This is a genomic window from Couchioplanes caeruleus (assembly GCF_023499255.1).
In the GTDB taxonomy this organism is placed as follows: Bacteria; Actinomycetota; Actinomycetes; order Mycobacteriales; family Micromonosporaceae; genus Actinoplanes; species Actinoplanes caeruleus_A.
The window spans coordinates 4,035,854-4,057,556 of sequence record NZ_CP092183.1 but is presented as its reverse complement, the minus strand read 5'-3'; the positions used below and the strand labels follow the sequence as shown (position 1 = coordinate 4,057,556).

Genomic DNA, 21,703 nt, shown 5'->3' with positions numbered 1-21,703 from the left:
GCCCGGCCCGCCGCTGGGCGAGCGAATGGTGTCAGCGCACGAGAAGCGTGTAATTCGGCGCCACTCCGGTGCGGCAGCGGAATGTCGTCCAGATCTTGCGGTCCACACCGTCGGCACCCACCCGCGCGCATTCCCCGCGCGGATCGGCGACCTCAGTGAAAAGTGCGGTGTAGACCTGCGTCTCGGTCGCGGCGGCGGTGTCCCGCGGCGTGTAGGTGACGATCAGATCGTCGCCGGCGAACCCGGAACGGATCCGCGCGCCGGTCCACAGACCCGTGGCCTGACCTGCGGCGGCGATCACCTCGGCCCGGCCGAAGCCGTACGTCCCCAGCAGGTCGGTCACGGGGGCGGGTGCGGCGAGGGCGGCGCCCGGGACGAGCAGGGTGGCAGCGACCGCGGTGGCGGTCAGGGCGGTGCTTCGCATTTCTCGGCATCCTCCGGATAACGGCTGCGGGGTTCTTCCCGCAGCACCGTGTTCAACCGCGGGAGGGTCATCTCCGCAGCGGCTGAATTCACCGTAGGAGCCGGCAGCGGAATGCGGTGCAAGCAAGCTCACACCAAATGGAGAAGAACCTGTTACACCATTTCGGAGGGTGCCCGAACCGCCGGTTCGAGGAGGGACAGGGTGCGCCGGCCGGCGTCGAGGGCGGCACGGACGCCGATCGGCATCGGCAGGTTGGGGCCGGCATGGCCGATCTCCACGTTGCCCAGGACCGGGATGTCGCGGTCGCCGAGCACGTCGAGGACGATCTCGCGCAGCGTCGGGGACCCACCGGGCTCCGCGAGCCCCTCGATCGCGTGCGGGATCCCCACCACCATCCCGGCGATCCGGTCGAGGATGCCGCAGTGCCGCAGCACGTGCCGTCCGGCCACCGTCGTGCGCGATGATCGCGCGGACCTCGGGGTCGCGCAGGAGACCGTTGAGCTCGTCGGCGATCTCCGCCGGCCCGGCAGCGCTCCACCACCGGCGCCGCCCCGCCTCGAGCAGGGGTGCACGCCGCACGCGGAACCCCATCCGCTCGAGCACCGCGACGGCCTGCTGGAGGTCGGGCTCGTACTCGGCGTGCAGCGGCCCGGCCAGGGACGCGATGATGACGAGGTCCGCGATGTTCGGCGACTGGTCGGACGGCACCATCGTCACCGGCCTGGCGGCGGACGCCAGGATCGCGCTCGTCGCCGTCGACGACATCGGCACGGCCGCGGCCGCTGCCTTCGCCGGCCCGGAACGCTTCCACGGCAGCGACGTCCAACTCGCCGGCGACCTCCTGACCATGACCGAGATCGCCGCGATCCTCTCGGACGTGCTGGGCCGGCGCATCGAGGCGCCGGTGCTCACCGCGGCCGGGGCGGTGCAACGCGGCATGCACCCGGCGATGGTGTCGATGATGGAATGGTCGAACGAGGTGGGCAACCCGGTCCGGCCGGCGCACGCCCGCGAGCTCGGCCTGCGCACCACCGACTTCCGCACCTGGGCGGCACGGGCCTTCGCTGGCGGACTCCGGCGCCGGGACTCTCGCCCCGGCGCCGGGTCGGGCTCAGCGGCGGTCCGCCACCGAGGCCACGAACGCCGCGTTCCAGGCCAGCGCCGAGTTCCAGTTGATGGCGATCTCGTTCGTCGACCAGGACTGGATGTCGTCGATGTAGCAGAACTGGCCGATGCAGCCGGTCAGCTTGCTCTGCGCGTACGGGTCCTGGATGGACGAGTTCGCGCCGCCCGCGAGCGAGCCCTTGGGCGGGTTGGGCAGGGCCGGGTCGAGCTCGTGGGCGTACCAGCGGCTGTGCTGGTTGTGCGAGCTGACCTCGCCGTAGCCGGTCACGTACGACTGGTTGAGCGCGTTGCGGCCCAGCACGTAGTCCATGCCCTCGAGCACGCCGTCGCGGTACGCCGTGCGCCCGGTCAGGTCGTACGCCGAGGCGAGCACCACCATGTTGTTCAGGATCGCGCTGTTCGAGCCCCAGTCCCACATGTTGTTGGCGGGCGCGTACGGGACGCCGTACGCGTGGGCCCGCTGGATGGCCAGGTACTTGTCCGCGCCGGCCACCACCGAGGCGCGTACCTGGGCCAGGCCCGGCAGCTTGTTCGGCACGACGGCGAGGTCCAGGCGGCCGGCGGCCGCGGTGTTGCCCCAGTCGAACGCGCCGGAGCCGAAGATGTCCGCGGTGTGCACCGGCGAGGCGAGCACCGCGTCGGCGTACTGCTTGGCGCCCGTGGTCAGGTACAGCTCGGCGGCGGCCCAGTAGAAGTCGTCGTCGACCTTGTCGTCGTTGTACGCGCCACCGCCGGTGCCGTCCGAGGCCGGGGCGTAGCGGGCCGGGTTCGCGACCGCCGCGGCGTACGCGGTCTTCGCGGCGGCCAGCGCCTTGGCCGCGAAGGCGGGGTCGTAACGGTGGTAGAGCCGGGCCGCCTGCGCCGCGGTGGCGGCCAGGTTCAGCGTCGCGGCGGTCGAGACGGGGTGCAGCTCACGCGGCTGCGGGTCCTGGTGCGGCAGCAGCGGCAGGCCGGTCCAGTTCTGGTCGTGGATCTTGTGGTGGACCATGCCGGCGAGCGGCTGCCCGGCCGGCACCTGCATCTTCAGCAGGAACTCCAGCTCCCAGCGGGCCTCGTCGAGGATGTCCGGGACCCGGTTGCCGCTCTCCGGGATGGCGAGCTGCGGCGTGGCGCTGCGGGTACGCAGGCTGCGCTCGTACTCGCTGAGGATCTCCCAGGTGGAGATGCCGCCGTTGACGACGTACTTGCCGTGGTCGCCGGCGTCGTACCAGCCGCCGGTGACGTCGAGGCGGTAGTCGCAGACGCCGGCCTGGCAGGGCACGTTCCCGTCGCCCTGGTTCGGGGGCACGTCGACGTGGCCGGCGGGACGGGCGTACCCGGGCCGCAGGTCCTCGCGGATCTCGATGCCGCTGCGCTGGGTGTAGTAGAACTTCAGCGAGTCGGCGCGCAGCTGCTCGTACGCCTTGCCGCCCAGGTCGAACGGCCGGCTGGTCTCGCCGTCGGCGACCAGCGTGAAGCCGGTGCCGGCCTTGCGGTAGCCGCTGAAGTCGATGGTGTGCACGTTCTGCCCGGAGGACGCGTCGACCCCGCGCGGCGTGCTGGTGCCCCGGGCCACGACAGCACCGGCGGCGTTCTTGAGCTGCCACGGCAGGGCGGTCGTCGCGTCGGTGACGAGCGTGGCGCGCTTCGGGCCGCCGGGCAGGTAGCCGACCTGGTTCACCCGCACCCGCGGGCCGGTGTCGGGGACGTACACCTCGGGCGGGACGCCACCGAGCAGGGAGACGTCGTCGACGCAGAAGGTCCACGGGTCGGCGCTGCCGCCGACCTGGAAAGCCACCTGCGCCTGGTTCGTCGTCGCCGGCGCGGCGAACGTGAACGAGTACGTGTCACCCGCGGCGGTCAGGGCGGGCGACGACTCGAAGTACGTGGTGTACGGGTCGACGGCGAGCCCCACGACGGCCCGGGCGACGTGACCCTCGGGAGTGCCGGAGGCCCGGAACGAGAACCGGTAGTTCTCCCCCTCGACGAGGTCGATGTCGTTCTGCCCGACGATGACGTCCCACTTGTTCTGGGTGCCGCCGTGGACCTCGGTGCACCCCTGCCCGTCAGTCAGGGTGAGCGGGTTGGGGGTGGCCCACCACGGGTCGGTGCCGGTGCTGAACCCCCCGTTGACCACCTGCTCCACCTCGTCGGCGAGAGCGGGCGCGGAGGGCGCCACGGTGAAGGCCGCCGCGAGAACCGCGGCGGCGCCTAGAGCACGTATCACGGACAAGTCTCCTTGGGAGCGCTTCCATAGGCGGATGGACACATGTTGATGCGCAGGTCACACACTGTCAACACCTACGAAACGAACCGTGGCGTCCGGGCGCCGCCCACAGTCGTCGCCCTGGGCCGTCCGCGCGCGTCGTAGACCACCACCGCGATCCTTCACCGATGCCCCGGCACGCGCCGTGCGCACGGCCGGAATTTGTCCGCGATCGCCCCGCCGCCACCGCTGATTCCCGCTTTCGGCGGCTGACCCGTTCCCGCTGATCGCCCCGGAAATGACGAAACGACCACGGCACTGACCTGGCCGGACGGCCCTCGCCACTTTCCGACAGCCGGGCCGCGCCGCCCGCGTGCTCGCATGGCCCGATGGGGAACCGTCGTCTGTGGATCGTGGCCGTGACCGTCCTCGCCGCGCCGTTCGTGGCCGCGGCGCCCGCGCAGGCCGCCGGGCCGCCCGTGGCGAGGGTGAACTTCCAGCCGGCCGGCTCCGCGGTCCCGGCCGGGTACGTCGCCGACACCGGGCAGGCGTACGACCCGGCGCGCGGGTCCGGGTGGGTGGCGCAGGGTACGCAGACGCCGCTCGACCTGACCCGCAACACCCGCGACCGGGCGCGGGCCGGCATCGACCCGCGGCTGAACACGATGATCCACATGCAGTACGGCGACACCGGCGGCAGCAACGGCGTGCCCGCCCCGGGCGCCTGGGAGTACGCGCTGCCGGCCGGCATCTACCAGGTCACGGTCGCGGTCGGTGACCAGCCGGCGTACGACAGCTCACACACCGTACGCGTGGAGGGCGTCACCGCGATCGCCGGCTTCGTCTCGACGGCGGCCGCGGAGTACCGCACGGCGACGGTGACCGTGCCGGTGAGCGACGGCCGGCTGACCGTGGACGCGATCGGCGGCAGCAACACCAAGCTCGACTACCTCGAGATCAGCCCGGCCGCGCTGAAGGTCAACTTCTCCGACGCCGCGACCGCGCCACCCTCGGGCTACCTCCGCGACTCGGGCGAGGCGTACGCCGACACGCGCGGGTACGGCTGGGTCCGGCCCGGCACGTCGACGCCGCTGAGCCTGGCCGGCAACGGGCGCAACCGGAACCCCGCGGCGGCCGAGCCCGACGTGCGGCTCGCGACGTTCGTCCACATGCAACTGCCCAGCGGCTCGGCGGGCGTCACCACACCGGGTTCGTGGGAGGTCGCGGTGCCTCCGGGCGCGTACACGGTCACGGTCGCGGTAGGTGACGCCGGTACCGCCGTGAACAGCAGCCACTGGCTGAGCATCGAGGACCAGAACGCGGTGGCGGCGTTCGTGCCGACCGCCTCGGTCAAGCACGCGACGGTGACCCGTACGGTCACGGTCACCGACGGGCGGCTCACGCTCAGCGCCGCCGGGGGCACCAACACCAAGCTCGACCACGCCGACATCGCGAGCGTCCCGGGCCCCGCGGCGCCCGCCGTCCGCACGAGCACCCCGGCGAACGGCGCGACCGGCGTCCCGCCCACCACCAGCGTCGTGGAGGACCTCGTGCTTCCCGGCGGCGGCGTCGACCAGGCCACGCTCACCAGCTCCACGGTGACGCTCACCCGGGTCTCCGACGGGGCCGCCGTACCGGCACACGTGATCACCAGTGGCGGCGGGGACGTGGTCAACCTGTCCCCCACCTCGCCGCTGGCGGCGAACACCGCGTACCGGTTCACCCTGACGTCCGGGGTGCACGACGTGACCGGGCGCGCGTTCCAGCCGTACTCGATCGTCTTCACCACCGGCTCCGGCGGCGGGACCGGCGGACCGGCCGCCTTCGACAAGGTAACCGGCGTCGCGACCGGCGCGTCCTTCACGACGGTGGTCAAGGGCCCCGACGGGCGGCTGTACGCGGGCACCCTCGACGGCCGCATCCTCCGCTTCCCGATCAACGCCGACGGCACCCTGGGCACGGCCACGGTGATCACCGCCGTCCGCGACAACGCCGCCGCGCTCGGGCTGCCCGGCGCACCGGCCCGCACGGTCATCGGCATGGCGTTCGACCCGTCCGGCGCGCTGTGGGTCACCGACAACTACCAGTACGTGGGCCCGCTCGACGTGCCCGACTGGTCCGGGCGGATCGGGCGGCTGAGCGGGACGAACCTGGGCACGTACACGCCGATGGTCGTCGGGCTGCCGCGGTCGGTGAAGGACCACGAGACCAACTCGCTGGCCTTCGGCCCGGACGGCGCCCTGTACGCCTCCCAGGGCGCCAACAACGCGATGGGCGCGGCCGACTCGACGTGGGGAGACCGGCCGGAGCGGCTGCTGAGCGCGGCGGTGCTGCGCCTGGACACCACCCGGCTGGGCTCGGCGCCGCTGGACGTGCGGACCGCGGACGGGGGCGGCACGTACGACCCGTACGCGCCCGGGGCGCCGCTGACGATCCACGCCACCGGGGTCCGCAACGCCTACGACCTGGTCTGGCACCGCAACGGCCACCTGTACGCCCCCACGAACGGCTCGGCGGCGGGCGGGAACACCCCCGCCACCCCGGCCACGCTGCCGGCCTCGTGCGCGCGCCGCGGCTACACCGGGCCGGCGGTTGCGGGGCTGACCGGCGTACCGGCGGCCGAGACGGACTACGTGTTCGACGTGCGGCCGGGGCGCTACTACGGCCACCCCGACCCGCTGCGCTGCGAGTGGGTGCTGGCCGGCGGCAACCCCACGACCGGCACGGACCCGTTCGAGGTCGCCGCGTACCCGGACGGCACCGCCCCGGACCCGGACTTCGACCTCGCCGGCACGTACGACGCGGGCCTGCACGCCTCGGCGGACGGCGCGATCGAGTACCGCGGCGGCGCGCTCGACGGCAAGCTCCTGGTCGTGCGCTACTCCTCCGGCCAGGACATCGAGACCTTCGACGTGGCGCCCGACGGCCGGCTGAGCAACCGGACCACCGGCATCACCGGGTTCACCGGCTTCAGCCAGCCGCTCGACGTCACCGAGGACACCGCCACCGGCAACCTGTACGTGACCGAGCTGGGCGCCTCCCGCATCACCCTGCTGAGGCCCCGGGTGTGACGCTCTTGCCGGGCCGCGCCCGGTCCGGCAGGGTCGGACCGTGGATGCCGTCTTCGTACTCGTGCACAGCCCCTCGGTGGGCCCGTCGACGTGGACCGCCGTCGCGGACCGGCTGCCCGGCTCGCTCGTACCGTCGCTGACCGGCGTCGCGGACGCCGGACCGCCGTTCTGGCCGGCGGCGGCCGAGCTCGTCGGCGCGGCGATCGCTGAGGCGCCTGCGGACGCCCCGGTCGTGCTGGTACCGCACAGCAACGCGGGGCTGTTCCTGCCGGCGATCGTCGCGGGCGCGCCGAGGCCGGTCGCAGCCGTGGTGTTCGTGGACGCGTCGCTGCCCGCGCGGGACGGGCCGAGCCCGGTGGCCGACGCCGACGGCCTCGCGTTCCTGCGGGAGCGGGTCGGCGGGGACGGCCGGCTGCCGCCGTGGACGCACTGGTTCGACGAGGCCGACGTCGCGCCGATGTTCGCCGACGCCGCGACCCGCGAGCTCATCGAGGACGAGCAGCCCCGGCTCCCGCTGGCGTACTACGAGCAGCGCCTGCCCACGCCGGCCGGGTGGGACCGGCGCCCGTGCGCGTACGTGCAGTTCAGTGAGCCGTACGCCGCGGACGCCGCGGACGCCGCCGCCCGCGGGTGGCCGGTCGAGGTCGTCCCCGGCGCCCATCTGCACCAGGTCGTCGACCCCGACGCCGTGGCCGCGGCCATCGGGCGGCTCGGGGCTAGATTGGTCGCGTGAGCGCGTCCACCCATGAGGTCGTGAACCAGCCGCCGCCGCTGACCGGGCACGACATCGCCGCCGATGCCGCCCTGCTGGACGCCGTCGACCGCGAGGGCGCCGGCTGGGCCGCCGACGACCTGCACCGGCTCGGCAAGCTGGGCGGGCAGCCGGAGCCGCAGCGCTGGGCCGACGAGGCCAACCGCCACGAGCCCCGGCTGCTCACCCACGACCGGTACGGCCACCGCACCGACGAGGTCGAGTTCCACCCGTCGTGGCACCGGCTGATGGACGTGGCGGTGAGCGAGGGGCTGGCCGGCGCGGCGTGGGCCGATCCACGTCCGGGCGCGCACGTGGCGCGGGCCGCCGCCCTGTACACGTGGAGCCAGGTCGAGGCGGGGCACATCTGCCCGGTGTCGATGACGTACGCCGTGGTGCCCGCGCTGCGCCACGACGCGGATCTCGCGGCCGCGTACGAGCCGCTGCTGACCAGCCGCGTCTACGATCCGGGGCTGCGCACGCCGCAGACCAAGCGGGGGCTGCTCGCCGGCATGGGCATGACGGAGAAGCAGGGCGGCTCCGACGTGCGCGCCAACTCCACCACCGCCACCCCGGACGCTGACGGCACCTACCGGCTGCGCGGCCACAAGTGGTTCACCAGCGCGCCGATGTGCGACCTGTTCCTGGTGCTCGCGCAGGCGCCGGACGGCCTCACCTGTTTCCTCGTGCCGCGCGTGCTGCCCGACGGCACCCGCAACACGTTCCGCATCCAGCGGCTCAAGGACAAGCTCGGCAACCGCAGCAACGCCAGCAGCGAGCCGGAGTTCGACGGGACCGTGGCGTGGCGGGTCGGCGACGAGGGCCACGGCGTGCGCACGATCATCGACATGGTCGCGATGACCCGCCTCGACTGCGTGACCGGGTCGGCGTCCGGGATGCGCGCCGCGCTGGTGCAGGCCGTGCACCACGCCCGGCACCGCTGCGCCTTCGGCGGCCCGCTGATCACGAAACCGCTGATGCGCAACGTCCTGGCGGACCTGGCGGTGGAGACCGAGGCCGCGACCGCGCTGGCCCTGCGGCTGGCCGGGGCCGTCGATCGAGGCGTACGCGGCGACGCGGCCGAGCGCGCGTTCGGGCGCCTGGCGATCGCGGTGGGCAAGTTCTGGGTGTGCAAACGCCAGCCCGCGGTGGTGGGTGAGGCGCTGGAGTGCCTGGGCGGCAACGGCTACGTCGAGGACTCCGGGCTGCCGCGCCTGTACCGCGACGCCCCGCTGAACTCGATCTGGGAGGGCTCCGGCAACGTGCAGGCCCTCGACGTGCTGCGGGCGCTGCGCCGCGAGCCGGCCGCCCTGGAGGCGTTCCGGGCGGAGGTGGCCGCGGCGGCGGGCGCGGACCGGCACCTCGACGCGGCCGCGGCGGAGCTGGCCGCGCGGCTGTCCGGCGACGACCTGGAGGCGCAGGCCCGCCGGGTGGTGGAGCGGATGGCCGTCGTGCTGCAGGGCGCGTTGCTCGTGCGGCACGCCCCGGCGGCGGTCGCGGACGCGTTCTGCGCGACCCGGCTCGGCGGCGACTGGGGACACACGTTCGGCACGCTGCCGGCCGCCGCCGACACCACCGCCCTGGTCGAGCGCGCCCTGCCGGCCTGATCCACGGTCACCCCGCCCGGGTGACCGGCCGGGGTACGGCTGGGGCACGATCAACCCCGTGGGTGTGAGCACCGGCACAGTGGCCGCGGACGCGTCGGCGGTCCGCACCCCGTACCCGCCGCTGTGGCCAGGGTCTCCCGGGCGTCCCGACGGCTCAACTGGCCCGCCGGACGGCCGATGGCAAGACGTGCAGCGCGACCGGTACTGGTGGTGGTGGCTGGTGGCGGGGATCCTCGCCACGGCCGGCTACTACCTGCTGCCCGACGCGAGCCTGGCGTCCAACATCGTCTACAACCTCATCGGGCTGGGGTCCAGCCTGCTGATCGTCGTCGGCGTCCGGCTGCACCGCCCGGCCCGCCCCGCGATGTGGTACTGGTTCGCCGCGGGTCAGGTCACCTGGGTCGTCGGCGACCTCATCTGGGAGTACTACCAGTACGTGCTCCACCAGGAGCCCTACCCGTCGGCCGCCGACATCTTCTACCTCAGCGCGTACCCGCTGTTCGTCGTCGGGATGTACCTGCTGATGCGCCGCCGCGGCGTGCCGGGGCGCAACGTCGCGGCCCTGGTCGACGCCGCGATTGTCGCCATCGGTGTGGGCCTGATCTTCTGGGTGTTCGTCATGCACCCGATCGCGGCCGACTCCACCGCCTCGACGGTGGAACGGGTCATCGGGGTGGCGTACCCGGCCGGCGACGCGTTGCTGATCGCGATGATGGCGCGCTTCTACACCGGCACGGGCCGCCGCTCCACCAGCATCCGGCTGCTCGGCGCCGCGGCCCTGCTGCTGCTCTGCGCGGACATCGCGTACTCGCTGGTGTCGCTCTACTCCGACTCCGACGGCCGGGAGCTGGACGCCGGCTGGTTGCTGTCGTACGTCTTCTGGGGCGCCTCCGCGCTGCACCCCTCGATGCGCCTGGCCGGTACGGTCGCCGAACACTCCGGCGACGGGCGGGTCACCCGCGCCCGGCTCGCACTGCTCGCGGTCTGCTCGCTGGTGGCCCCCGCCCTGCTGTTCCTGCCCGGCATCGGCGGCGACGGCGTGGACCGGCTCACCATCGCCGCCGGCGCGGCCATGCTGTTCCTGCTCGTCGTCGCGCGCATGTCCGGCTTCGTCGCGCAGGTCCAGCACCAGGCCGACCAGCTCGAGGACCTGGCGATGGCCGACGAGCTCACCGGGCTGGCGAACCGGCGGCGTTTCGAGAACGGCGTCCGCGCCGCCCTCGCCGCCGGGCCGACCCAGGTGGCGCTGCTCGACCTCGACGACTTCAAGGGCGTGAACGACCGCTTCGGCCACGGCGTCGGCGACCGGCTGCTGGAAGTGCTGGCCGGGCGGCTGCGCAGCGTGCTGCGCGGCGACATCCTGGTCGCCCGCATGGGCGGCGACGAGTTCGCGATCCTCATGCCCGACGCCGGCGACGCCGAGGCCGACGCGATCGTGGGGCGGCTCGCGGACACGCTGCGCCGGCCCATCGACGCGGGCGACCACGAGCTGCTCGTCGGCGCCAGCATCGGCGTCGCCGACGGCGCGGGCACCACCGACCCGTACGAGGTGCTGCGCCGCGCCGACGTCGCCATGTACGCGGCCAAGTCCGCCCGGGACGGCCACCGCCGCTACACGCCGGCGCTGGACCGGCGCTCCGACGAGCAGGCGATGCTCGGGGCGGAGCTGCGGCACGCCCTGGACTCGGGGCAGTTCCGCGTGGTCTACCAGCCGATCGTCGAGCTGCCGACGGGCCGTACGGTCGCCGTCGAGTCCCTGGTCCGCTGGGAGCACCCGGAACGCGGGCTGGTGCCGCCGGAGCGGTTCATCCCGGCGGCCGAGCGCAACGGCCTGATCGTCGAGCTCGGCGAGTGGATCCTGCGGACCGCCTGCGCCCAGGCCGTGGCGTGGCGGGCCCAGTACGGCGACCTCGCCCCCGAGCGGATCAGCGTCAACGTGTCGGCACGGCAGCTCGGCGAGCCGGGCCTCGCCCGGATGGTGGCCAATGTGCTCGAGGAGACCGGGCTGAGCGCCGCCCGCCTCACCGTCGAGGTCACCGAGACCGCGGTCTTCGGCGGCGGGCAGGCGGTGCAGGCCGTCCAGGACCTGCACGACCTCGGCGTCCGCATCGCCCTGGACGACTTCGGCACCGGGCACTCGTCGCTCGGGCTGCTGCAGACCGTACCGGTGGACGTGCTCAAGGTGGACAAGTCGTTCGTCGACGGGATCACCATGGCCGGCCGGCACGCGGTCATCGCCACCGCGCTCATCCAGGTCAGCGCGGGCCTGGGGCTGACCGCGGTGGCCGAGGGCGTGGAGACCGCGGAGCAGGCCGCCGAGCTGTACCGTCTCGGGTACCGGCTCGCGCAGGGCTACCACTTCGGGCGCCCGTCCGCCGAGCCGCAGTTCCTGGTCCCCGGCTTTGTCGGAGGCCACCGCTAGGGTCTCCCCGTGACTCTGGGGCCCGACTTCCGCCGCCTCTGGTCGGCGTACGCGGTGAGCGAGCTGGGCACGGCCCTGAGCCTCGGCGCCCTGCCGCTGATCGCCACGCTGGTCCTGCACGCGAGCGTGCTGCAGGTGTCGCTGCTCGCGGCGCTGGGCGGGCTGGCCGGGGCGGCGCTCGCGCTCCCGCTCGGCCCGTGGATCGAGTTCCGTCCGAAGCGGCCCGTCATGGCGGGCGCCGACCTGGTCCGCGGTGCGGCGCTGGCGAGCGTGCCCGTCGCGGCGGCCGCCGGCGTGCTGACGTACGCGCAGCTCTGCCTCGTCGCTGTGGCCCAGTCGGTGGGCGTCATCGCGTTCCAGGCGGCGAGCGGCGCGCACCTCAAGGGGCTGGTTCCCGCCGCCGGGCTCACCACCGCGACCGGCCGCTTCGAGGCGACGTTCTGGACCGTCAACACGGTGGGGCCGCCGCTGGGTGGCGCGCTGGTCGGGTGGCTCGGGCCGACCGCGACGATGGCGGCGGACGCGGTGTCGTTCCTGCTGTCGGCCGTGGGCGTGCGCAGCCTGCGCTCCCCCGAGCCGGCGCCGCCCGAGCGGTCGCCGGCGCCGGACCGCTGGGCCGCGATCACCGCGGGCTGGCGGTACATCCTCGGTCACCCGGAGCTGCGCGCCCTGTACGCCAACTCGCTGATCTTCAACGGTGGCGTGATGGCCACGCTGCCGCTGATCACCGTGCTGATGCTGCGCGAGCTCGGCTTCGCCGCGTGGGCGTACGGCCTCGTCTTCGGCGTCTCCTGCCTCGGCGGGCTGGCCGGGTCGCTGGCCGCGCGACCGCTCGTCCGCCGGCGGGGCCGCCGGCGGGTGCTGCTGGTCGCGGGCGTGGCGAAGACGCTGCCGCTGGCGCTGGTGCCGTTCGCTCCGGCCGGCACCGCCGGGCTGGTTCTGATCACGGCCGGAGAGCTGCTCACCACCGGCTTGGCGGGGCTGTTCAACCCGGCGTTCGCGGCGTGGCGGCTGACCGCGGTCGCGGACCGGCACGTGTCGCGCGTGCTCGCCGCCTGGTCGATCAGCAACCGGGTCGCCCAGCCGGTGTGCATCACCGGGGGCGGCCTGCTCGCCGCCGCCACGAGCGTGCGCGCCGCGCTGCTGGTCATCACGGTGGGCCTGGCCGCCGGCGCCGCGCTGCTGCCCTGGCGGCCGGTCCCCGTCAGTGCTGTCCCAGCAGCTCCGCGACGCTCTCCCGCAGGTCCTGCTGGCTGATCGGCTCCACCATGCCGCCGGTCCGGGCGTCCTGCATGGCCTTGGTCAGCTGCACCCGGCGCAGCACCTCCTTGATGTCCGCGCCGGTCATCCCGTGGCTGAGCCGGCCCAGCTCGGCCATGTCCAGCCCGTCGGCGAACATCGTGAAGCCCGGCTCCTCGTGGGCCGCCGCGAGCTGGGCGATCATCTTGCGGAAGATCTCCGTGCGGCTCGCGTCGTCCGGCTTCGGGATGGACAGCTTCACGTCGAAGCGGCCGGAGCGGATCAGCGAGTCGTCGACGCGGTGCGGGAAGTTCGTCGTGGCCACCACGATCACGTTCGGGTTGGCCTCGATGAGGTCGTTCATCTCCTGCTTGAAGATGCCGGCCACCGCGTTGATCGCCTGGCTGGCCGCGTCGCCGCCGGAGCCCGCGTAGCTGATGATCGAGTCGAACTCGTCGAAGAGGATGAGCGTCGGCACCCGGTAGCGGCGGGCGTCGCGGAACACCTGCTTGATGTTGCGCTCCGAGCCGCCCAGCCACTTGTCGAGGATCTCGGGCGTACGGATCTCGCGGAAGTCGGCGCCGATCTCGTTGGCCAGCGCGCGCGACAGCATGGTCTTGCCGGTGCCGGGCGGGCCGTACATGAGGATGCCCTGCGGCCGGCGCGCGCCCCACCGGGCCATCGCCTCGGGGTGGCGGAACGACACCGCGATCTGGCGCAGCTCCGCGACCACGGGCGCGAGCCCGCCCACCTGGTCGAGCGTGACCTCCTGGGTGGTGGTGGCGACCCGCGGGATGGTCTCGCGGCTGACCACGTACCGGCGGCCGGTCAGCGGCTCGCTCGACGGCGGCAGCAGCTCGACGACCGCCTGCAGCACCAGCCGCACCATGGCGGCCAGGTGCTCGGGCTGCACGTCGTCGCGCGGGACCTCGGCCCGCAGGCGCAGCACGCCGGCGGCCGGGTCGTGGGTCATGGTGGCCTGCAGGCCACCGGCGGCGTCGGCGAGGTAACCGGTCTCCGGTTCGCCGGACGTGACGGGCTTGTCCAGGCCGAGTTTCCTGTACGCCGCCACGGCCGCGGTCCCCACACCGTCGACGATGCGCGTGGCGATCGGGTCGCCGGCCGCGATCCGCTTCGCCAGCAGCGTCCCCACCGGGTCGTTGCCGAGCACGACGGCGCGGATGCGCTCCTTGTGCGGCAGGTCGTTGACCGTGGTGCCGATCTCCGCGGCGAACACGTGCATCGGCCCCTCGGGCGTGTCGGCGCTGGAGACGGTCAGCTCGGCGCGCCGCACCGGCGACGGGAACGTGGCCCGGCGCAGCAGCTCGACCGGGTTGACCCGGGCGGCGGCGAGGATGGTGCCGGCGTCGACGATCTCGACGGTGGCTCCGGCGTACTGGAAGGACTCGGTCATGGCGGCCCCCTCTCCGGTACCAAGAGTGACACGCCGGACGCAGCGGGGCCCGCTCCCGCGATCGGGAGCGGGCCTCGCGAACCCGTACGGTCAGCAGCCGATGCGGCCGGCCGACGCGGCCACGTCGTCGTACCAGAGGGTGTCGGAGCCCTCGCCGTAGCTCTCCCAGCCCAGTTTCAGGTCGGCCAGGCGGGGCCGGTACGTCTTGTTGAGCCACTGCCCGTCGACGTCGTGGGTCGGTACGCCGTCCTCCAGCAGCCCGGGCACGGAGGTGCCGTTGAGCCAGGTCTGCATGGTGCCGTCCGAACCGTTGACCTTGAACTCCACGCAGTTCCAGGTCCCCGTCGGCAGCGGGGCCGACTGCGCGACGCCGGCCGGGCTCTGCTCGGGCAACGTGGCGTCGTCGGACGCCCGGTTCCACTGCAGCGCCCCGTTCTGGCCGCCGAAGCGCAGGTCACGGTTGCCGTCGGCGGTGTCCTGCATCGCGACGGTGGTGATGTGCGAGGCCGGCAGTGCCGTGGTGTGCCGCACCCAGTAGCGCACGAACCAGACGTTTCCGGACGGCAGCAGCGACGTGTTGCGGACGAACACGTGGTTGCAGTAGCCGGCCGCGCCGTCGATGCGCAGCGACTTGTTCCCGCTGTGCGCCACCGAGCCGTCGAATGTGGCCTTGCCGGCGCCCGAGCAGTCCGGGTACGTCGTGGTCCAGTTCGCCGTGGAGCCCTCGAAGCCCTCGGTGCCCGACGGCGTGCCCGGCGGCGGGGTGGTCGGCGGCGGGTCGGTCGGCGGCGGATCCGACGGCGGCGGCGGGGTGGTGGGCGGCGTGGTGGTGTCCTCGCCGCAGCGCACGCCGTTGAGCGAGAACGACGCGGGCGCCGTGTTGGTGCCCGAGTACGTCCCCTGGAAGCCGAACGACACCGAGGCGCCCGTACCGAGCGACGGGGCCCAGCTCGGCGCCGCTGCCGTGACCGCGCTGCCGGACTGGGTGACCGTGGCGCTCCAGCCCGAGGTGACCCGCTGGTCGCCGGGGAAGGTCCAGGTCAGCGACCACGGGCTGACCGCCGCCGACCGGTTGGTGACCTTCACGTCGGCGGTGAACCCGGTGCTCCACTGGTTCACCGTGTACGTGACGTCGCACGCGCTCGCCGCGGAGGCCATCGAGGGCACGACCAGCACCGCCGCACCGAGGGCGACCGCGGCCGCGAGCCGGGTCAGCACGGCGTGCCGTTCAGGGCGAAGCCGGTGGCGTTCGCCGGCGTGGACCCGGTGAAGCTCGCCTGGAAGCCGGTGCTGGTGGTGGCTCCGGTGGCGAGGGTGCCGTTGTACGACGCGTTGCGCACGGTGACCGTGGTCCCGGACTGCGACCAGGTCCCGTTCCAGCCGTTGCTCACCGACACCGTCGCGGGCACCGTGAAGGTCAGCGTCCACGAGCTGAGCGCCGGGCCGTTGTTGGTGATCCGTACGTCCGCGGTGAAGCCGGTCGACCAGGCGTTCGCCGTGTACGCGACCGAGCACCCACCCGCCGGCGGGGTCGTCGGAGGCGTCGTGGGCGGCGTGGTCGGAGGAGTCGTCGGCGGAGTCGTCGGCGGAGTCGTCGGCGGCGTGGTGGGCGGCGTGGTCGGCGGGTCCGTCGCGCCCGCGGCGATCGCCAGGTCGTACGCCCGCTGCGGCACGAACTGGCCGGCCGCGGCGAGGCAGCCGTCCGCCTCGCCGGGCAGCTTGATCCACAGGTACGCGTCCAGGATCGGGTCGCTCACCGCGGTGGTGCTCGGGATCCCGATGGCACGCCCGGCCGGGTCGCACCACTCGCTGCCCGCGGGGCCGTTGCCGTTGCGGCTCGTGTCGATGACGCCCTTGAGCCGGCTCACCCCGGTCGCCGCGATGACGTTTCTGATGTACGGAATCGACTCGGCGTTCGTCCGGTAGTTGGAGACGTTCACGGAGATGCCGTCGGCGCTGTTGGCGATGTCGGCGCGGTTCAGCCGGGCGGCCATCTCGGCGGGCGACAGCCACGCCGAGTGTCCCGCGTCGAAGTAGACCTTCGCCGCGGCGGAGCCGGCCTTGAGCTTCTTGCCGGCGTACGCCATGGAGGCGTACACCTCGTCCTGCTGGGCGCTGGAGAGGCAGCTCGTCATCAGCGACAGCACGTCGGGCTCGAGGATGATCGAGGCGGCCCGGCCCTTGAGCCCGGCGGCCACCTGGTCCACCCACTGCCGGTACGCGGCGTGGTTCGGCAGCCCGCCGGAGCTGGCGCCGCTGCAGTCGCGGTTGGGGATGTTGTAGACCACCATGATCGGCGTCTTGCCGGCCGCCGCCGCGGCGCCGACGAACGCATCGACCTCCGAGGCGACCGTGCCGGGATTGTTCTGGGTGAACCAGCGGGCCTGCGGCACGCTCGCGATGCGGTCCCGGATCACCGCCGTACGCGAATCGGAGGGGTTGGCCGCCACCCAGCGGGCGGAGCTGGACTGCGGATCGACGTAGAACGGGGACTCGGCGGCCGAGGCGGTGCCGGGCCACACCAGGGCGGCGCCGGCGACCAGGGCGGCGGCCGCGAGCAGGCGAAGACGCATCGGGCTACTCCAGGGGACGGGGACGGGGGCGTGGGAGCGCTCCCATATATCGACCACCGTAGGTGTAACACCCCCGGAACTTCAAGCGTCAGCCTTCCGGCAGCGCATCCCCCTGCCGGACCAGCCCGTTCTGGTACGCCAGCACCACCAGCTGGGCCCGGTCCCGCGCGTTGAGCTTGGTCATCGCCCGGTTCACGTGGGTCTTCGCGGTCAGCGGCGACAGGTGCAGCCGCTCGGCGATGTCGTCGTTGGACAGCCCGTGCGCGACCAGCACCAGGATCTCCCGCTCCCGCTCGGTGAGCAGATCCAGCGCCGGCGACGAGCCGCCCGGCTCCGGCCGCAGGGTGGTCAGAAACCGGCTGACCAGGCCCCGCGTGGCCTTCGGCGACAGCAGCGCCTCCCCGCCGGCCACCACCCGGATCGCGTGCAGCAGATCCTCCGGCTCCACGCTCTTGCCCAGGAACCCGCTCGCGCCCGCCTGCAGGGCCAGCACCACGTTGTCGTCGTTCTCGAACGTGGTCAGCACCAGCACCCGCACCCCGGCGAGATTGTCGTCCGCGCCGATCCGGCGGGTGGCCTCCAGCCCGTCCATCCGCGGCATCCGGATGTCCATCAGCACGACGTCGGCGCGGGCCGTCCGGGCCAGATCGACCGCCTCGCGCCCGTCCACCGCCTCGGCGACGACCTGGAACCCCGGCTCCGAATCAATGATCATCTTGAAGCCCGCCCGGATCAGCGCCTGATCATCCGCGAGCAGCACCCGGATCGTCACGCTGAGCCTTCCATCGGCATACCCGTCCGGCCCTCGCCGGCACGGCCGCCTTCCACCCACGCTGAGCGAAGCTCGGTGCGGTCGGTCACGCCGGCTCCTCGCGCGGGATGACGCAGCCTCGCAGGCCCGGACGTAGCACCAGCGACGTGCGGGCCGGGGCCGTCGCCTCCCCGGGGGTGGGAGCGGCAGCCGGGGCCTCAATCGGCAGGACCGCGTGCACCCGGAACCGGCCGTCCTCCACGAAGCCCGCCGTGACCCGCCCGCCGGCCGACGCCGCCCGCTCCCGCATGCCGAGCAGCCCGTACCCGGAGCCCGGTCCCGGCGTCGACGGCTCCGGCGGCACCTCGTTGGCGACCTCGACGATCACGCCGCTGGGGGCGTACTCGACGAGGAGGGCGGCCGAGCCGGTGCCGTAGCGGTGCGCGTTGGTCAGCGCCTCCTGCACGATCCGGTACGCCGCCAGGTCCACCAGGGCCGGCAGGTCCCGCGGCACGCCGCGCTGCTGGTGGCGTACGCGGAAACCGGTCGCCTCCAGGGCACCCAGCAGTTCCGGCAGGCGGGCGAGGCCCGGCGTGGGCTCGTGGCTGTCCGCCTCGTCGCCGCTGCGCAGCACCCCGACCACCGACTGGATCTCCTTGAGCACGGTGTCGGAGGCGTCGCGGATGTGCGCGAGCACCGGGCCCACCTGGTCCGGCTGACGTTGCAGGATGTGGGCGGCCGCGCCGGCCTGCACGCTGATCACGGCGATGTGGTGGGCGACGACGTCGTGCAGCTCGCGGGCGATGCGGACGCGCTCGTCCATGACCCGGCGCCGCGCCACCTCCTCGCGCGTCTCCTCGGCGCGGCGGGCGCGTTCCTCCACCTCACGGATGTACGCCCGGTGCATGCGCGCTGCGTCCCCGGCGGCCGCCGCCATGAAGATCCACGCGAACACGCCGAGGGTCTCGAAGCGCCACCAGTCCCCCACCGCCACAACCAGGCCGGTCGCGTAGACCAGCGACGACGCGGCCAGCGCGCAGATCCACCCGCGGCGCCGGTTCGTGTGCGCCGCGATCGAGTACGTGATCACGCCCAGCGCGACGATCAGCCCGGGATTGCTGACGCCGCGCAGCACCGCGCCCACCGTGGCGGCGGTCGCCACGCCCAGCGCCGTGTACGGCCGCAGGCGCCTCAGCAGCACCGCCAGGAACGCGACCAGCGCCACGAGGACGTCGCTGGGCGTCACCCGGTCGTCGACCGTCGCCTTGAAGACGGCCCACGCCAGCACGATCGCGAGCAGGACGTCGAGCAGCATCGGCTTCTCCGCCGCTGCTTCCTTCCACGCCCTCATCCGGGCGATGTGCCTGGTCTCCATCACCCTGCACCGTACGCGGAAGCGACCAGCCCGGCGTCGTCCCGGCGCAGTAACGGGGCCCGGCCCGGATACCACGATCATGGTACGCAGCTGCCTGCACCGGGACGACGACGCGGCGGCCGTTTCCCGGGACCGTGAGTGAGTCCCTGACGAAGGCTCACCTGGAGAAGCGATGGCTACCTATCTCTATCGGCTCGGTCGGTTCAGCTTCCGCCGCCGCACGCTGGTGCTGTCCCTGTGGCTGGCCGTGCTCGCGATACTCGGGGTCGGCGCGGCCACCCTGTCCGGGCCGACCTCCGACACGTTCACCATCCCGGGCACCGAGGCACAGCAGGCCCAGGACCTGCTCCAGGAGCGCTTCCCGCAGTCCGGCGCCGGCGGCGCCCAGGCCCGCGTCGTGTTCGTCGCGCCGCAGGGCGAGAAGGTCACCGACGCGGCCAACCGGGCCGCGATCGAGCAGACGGTCACCCGGGTACGGACCGGGGCGCAGGTCGCCGACGTCACCGATCCGCTCAAGGGCACCGTCAACCAGGCCGGAACCGTCGCGTACGCCCAGGTCACGTTCAAGGTGCCGGCGGACGAGCTGACGAACGCGGACCGCGACGCGCTGACCGGCGCCGCCGGGATCGGGCGCGACGCCGGGCTGAGCGTCGAGGCGGGCGGCGACGCCATGCAGGAGCCGGGTGAGCAGGGGCCGGGTGAGGTGATCGGCCTGCTGGTCGCCGGCGTCGTCCTCGTGATCACCTTCGGTTCGCTGGTCGCCGCCGGGCTGCCACTGCTCACCGCGATCCTCGGGGTGGGCGCGGCGATGGCCGGCATCCAGATCGTGTCGGGCTTCACCGACCTCAGCAGCAACACGCCGACCCTCGCACTCATGCTCGGCATCGCCGTGGCGGTCGACTACGCGCTGTTCATCGTCTCCCGCTACCGGCACGAGGTGGCCCTGGGCCGTACGGGCATCGAGGCCGCCGGGCGCGCGGTCGGCACGGCCGGCTCGGCGGTCACCTTCGCCGGCCTCACGGTGGTCATCGCGCTGTCCGCGCTCGCCGTGGTGAACCTGCCGGTGCTCACCCAGATGGGCCTGGCTGCCGCCGGGGCCGTCGCGGTCGCGGTGCTGATCGCCCTGACGCTGCTCCCCGCGCTGCTCGGATTCGTCGGTGGCCGGATCAGCGGCAGCCGCCGGGCCCGCGACCCCGAGGGCGACGCCGGACGGACCACGGCGGGCCGGCGCTGGGCCCGGCTGGTGTCCCGCCGGCCGGTGCTGACGCTCGCCGCGGCGACGCTGGGCCTGCTGGTGATCGCGATCCCCGCGCTGAGCCTGCGGCTCGGGCTGCCCGGGGACAACATGGCCGCACCGGACACCACCCAGCGCAAGGCGTACGACCTGCTCACCGATGGCTTCGGCCCGGGCTTCAACGGCCCGCTGCTCGTCGTCGTGGACGCCGCCGGCAGCGCCGAGCCGCAGCGGGCCGCCGAGGACGCGGCCGCCGCGATCAAGAAGCTGCCGGACGTCGTCACGGTCAGCCCGGCCACCTTCAACCCGGCCGGTGACACGGCGATCCTCCAGGTGATCCCGGCCAGCGCGCCGGACAGCCGGCAGACCACCGATCTGGTGCACGCGATCCGCGGCCTCGACGACGGCGTGGGCGGGCGTACCGGGGCGGAGCTGGCGGTCACCGGCACGACGGCGGTCAACATCGACATGTCCGCGAAGATGGGTGAGGCGCTGGTGCCGTACCTCGCGGTGATCGTGGCGCTGGCGTTCCTGCTGCTGACCGTGCTGTTCCGCTCGGTCCTGGTGCCGCTCAAGGCGATCGGCGGTTTCCTGCTCAGCATCGTGGCCACGTTCGGCGCGGTCGTCGCGGTGTTCCAGTGGGGCTGGCTCGCCGGCGTCTTCGGCGTCGAGCAGACCGGCCCGGTGGTCAGCCTGCTGCCGGTGCTGCTCATCGGCATCGTGTTCGGCCTGGCGATGGACTACGAGGTGTTCCTGGTCAGCCGGATGCGCGAGGAACACGTGCACGGCGCGGCGCCGAGGGACGCGGTGGTGGACGGCTTCGGCCACGGGGCACGGGTGGTCACCGCGGCCGCGATCATCATGATCAGCGTCTTCTCCGGCTTCATCCTCTCGCCCGACTCGATCATCAAGTCGATCGGCTTCGCGCTGGCCGCGGCGATCCTCTTCGACGCGTTCGTGGTCCGGATGACGATCGTCCCGGCGGCGATGACGCTGCTCGGGCGCCGCGCCTGGGCGCTCCCGCGCTGGCTCGACCGGATCCTGCCGGACGTGGACGTCGAGGGCGACAAGCTGCGCCCCGCCGAGCCGGAGCCGGCACCGCCGGCGCCGGAACTGGTCGGCGCGGGACGCTGATCATGCCGGCCTCCTGAGCACCGGGCCTCGCACGCCGGGCCGCCGCCGTTCACAGGCGGCGGCCCGGCTCGCCGGTGCGGCAGAATCAAGCCAGGTCCCCGACCGCCGATGCGGCCGGACCGCCGATGCGGCAGAACCAGGCCGGACCGCCGGTGCGGCAGAACCGGGCCGGACCGCCGGTGCGACAGAACCGGGCCGGACCCCGGACCGGCGTCAGGCTGGCCGGTTCTCGCGTGCCACCATGCCGACGAGGATGTCGACGAGCTCCTCCGCGGAGACGCCGCCCCATTTCTCGTGGGGCAGCTGACCACTCACCTGCATACCCGCGATCCCGCTGGCGCTGCTGATCAGCAGGGCCGCGTACCGCCGGGCGTCCCGCTCATGTCATCTCAGGCCGG

14 protein-coding genes and 2 pseudogenes are annotated in these 21,703 nt (G+C 73.5%); 7 read left to right on the top strand and 9 right to left on the bottom strand.

Going from position 1 to position 21,703, the window contains the following annotated elements; translation table 11 throughout:
- Positions 1 to 31: 31 nt before the first annotated feature.
- From COUCH_RS18690 to COUCH_RS39205, 3 genes and pseudogenes are all read right to left on the bottom strand, one after another.
- Entirely contained in the window at positions 32 to 424 is a 393-nt protein-coding gene (locus COUCH_RS18690; protein WP_249613371.1) for a hypothetical protein, read from the bottom strand.
- A 152-nt stretch (positions 425 to 576) separates the two neighbouring features.
- On the bottom strand, positions 577 to 873 hold the full coding sequence (locus tag COUCH_RS18685) for a hypothetical protein (protein WP_249613370.1): 297 nt from the start codon (positions 871 to 873) through the stop codon (positions 577 to 579).
- A gap of 46 nt (positions 874 to 919) precedes the next feature.
- Positions 920 to 1,135, bottom strand: a pseudogene (locus COUCH_RS39205) (hypothetical protein); the annotation flags it as partial.
- On the opposite strand from COUCH_RS39205, the pseudogene COUCH_RS39200 reads away from it, so the two are divergent.
- Positions 1,089 to 1,307 (top strand): annotated as a pseudogene (locus COUCH_RS39200) (NmrA family NAD(P)-binding protein); the annotation flags it as partial. The pseudogenes COUCH_RS39205 and COUCH_RS39200 overlap by 47 nt on opposite strands.
- 228 nt (positions 1,308 to 1,535) lie before the next feature.
- Here the strand turns inward: COUCH_RS39200 and COUCH_RS18680 are convergent.
- The gene (locus COUCH_RS18680; RefSeq protein ID WP_249613369.1) at positions 1,536 to 3,755 is read right to left on the bottom strand and encodes a glycoside hydrolase family 9 protein; all 2,220 of its coding nucleotides are present in this window, start codon (positions 3,753 to 3,755) and stop codon (positions 1,536 to 1,538) included.
- A 368-nt stretch (positions 3,756 to 4,123) separates the two neighbouring features.
- On the opposite strand from COUCH_RS18680, the gene COUCH_RS18675 reads away from it, so the two are divergent.
- From COUCH_RS18675 to COUCH_RS18655, 5 genes are read left to right on the top strand one after another with little or no spacing between them, the layout of a single operon-like run.
- Positions 4,124 to 6,805 (top strand): Ig-like domain-containing protein, encoded by a 2,682-nt coding sequence (locus COUCH_RS18675; protein ID WP_249613368.1) that lies wholly within the window; start codon positions 4,124 to 4,126, stop codon positions 6,803 to 6,805.
- A gap of 40 nt (positions 6,806 to 6,845) precedes the next feature.
- Positions 6,846 to 7,538: an alpha/beta hydrolase gene (locus tag COUCH_RS18670; RefSeq protein ID WP_249613367.1), complete on the top strand. Its 693-nt coding sequence runs from the start codon at positions 6,846 to 6,848 to the stop codon at positions 7,536 to 7,538.
- The gene (locus COUCH_RS18665) at positions 7,535 to 9,163 is read left to right on the top strand and encodes an isovaleryl-CoA dehydrogenase (protein ID WP_249613366.1); all 1,629 of its coding nucleotides are present in this window, start codon (positions 7,535 to 7,537) and stop codon (positions 9,161 to 9,163) included. The genes COUCH_RS18670 and COUCH_RS18665 overlap by 4 nt, the downstream gene beginning before the upstream one ends.
- A 58-nt stretch (positions 9,164 to 9,221) precedes the next feature.
- On the top strand, positions 9,222 to 11,585 hold the full coding sequence (locus tag COUCH_RS18660) for a putative bifunctional diguanylate cyclase/phosphodiesterase (protein WP_346015996.1): 2,364 nt from the start codon (positions 9,222 to 9,224) through the stop codon (positions 11,583 to 11,585).
- 9 nt (positions 11,586 to 11,594) lie between these two features.
- A complete protein-coding gene (locus COUCH_RS18655) occupies positions 11,595 to 12,842 on the top strand; it encodes an MFS transporter (RefSeq protein WP_249613365.1) in 1,248 nt (415 codons plus the stop codon).
- Here COUCH_RS18655 and COUCH_RS18650 read toward each other — a convergent pair.
- From COUCH_RS18650 to COUCH_RS18630, 5 genes are all read right to left on the bottom strand, one after another.
- Positions 12,790 to 14,238: an ATP-binding protein gene (locus COUCH_RS18650; RefSeq protein ID WP_249613364.1), complete on the bottom strand. Its 1,449-nt coding sequence runs from the start codon at positions 14,236 to 14,238 to the stop codon at positions 12,790 to 12,792. The two genes, COUCH_RS18655 and COUCH_RS18650, sit on opposite strands and share 53 nt — an antisense overlap.
- A 90-nt stretch (positions 14,239 to 14,328) precedes the next feature.
- Entirely contained in the window at positions 14,329 to 15,456 is a 1,128-nt protein-coding gene (locus tag COUCH_RS18645; RefSeq protein WP_249613363.1) for a cellulose-binding domain-containing protein, read from the bottom strand.
- Positions 15,450 to 16,811 (bottom strand): glycoside hydrolase family 6 protein, encoded by a 1,362-nt coding sequence (locus tag COUCH_RS18640; RefSeq protein ID WP_249613362.1) that lies wholly within the window; start codon positions 16,809 to 16,811, stop codon positions 15,450 to 15,452. The genes COUCH_RS18645 and COUCH_RS18640 overlap by 7 nt, the downstream gene beginning before the upstream one ends.
- Positions 16,812 to 16,899: 88 nt before the next feature.
- Positions 16,900 to 17,583, bottom strand: coding sequence for a response regulator (locus COUCH_RS18635; RefSeq protein ID WP_249613361.1), 684 nt, complete (start codon positions 17,581 to 17,583; stop codon positions 16,900 to 16,902).
- A gap of 85 nt (positions 17,584 to 17,668) precedes the next feature.
- Positions 17,669 to 18,937 carry a sensor histidine kinase gene (locus tag COUCH_RS18630; protein ID WP_249613360.1) on the bottom strand — a complete coding sequence of 423 codons (1,269 nt, stop codon included), beginning with the start codon at positions 18,935 to 18,937 and terminating at the stop codon, positions 17,669 to 17,671.
- Between the two features lie 172 nt (positions 18,938 to 19,109).
- Here COUCH_RS18630 and COUCH_RS18625 point away from each other — a divergent pair, with 172 nt between their 5' ends.
- Positions 19,110 to 21,305, top strand: coding sequence for an MMPL family transporter (locus tag COUCH_RS18625; protein WP_249613359.1), 2,196 nt, complete (start codon positions 19,110 to 19,112; stop codon positions 21,303 to 21,305).
- Positions 21,306 to 21,703 lie beyond the last annotated feature (398 nt).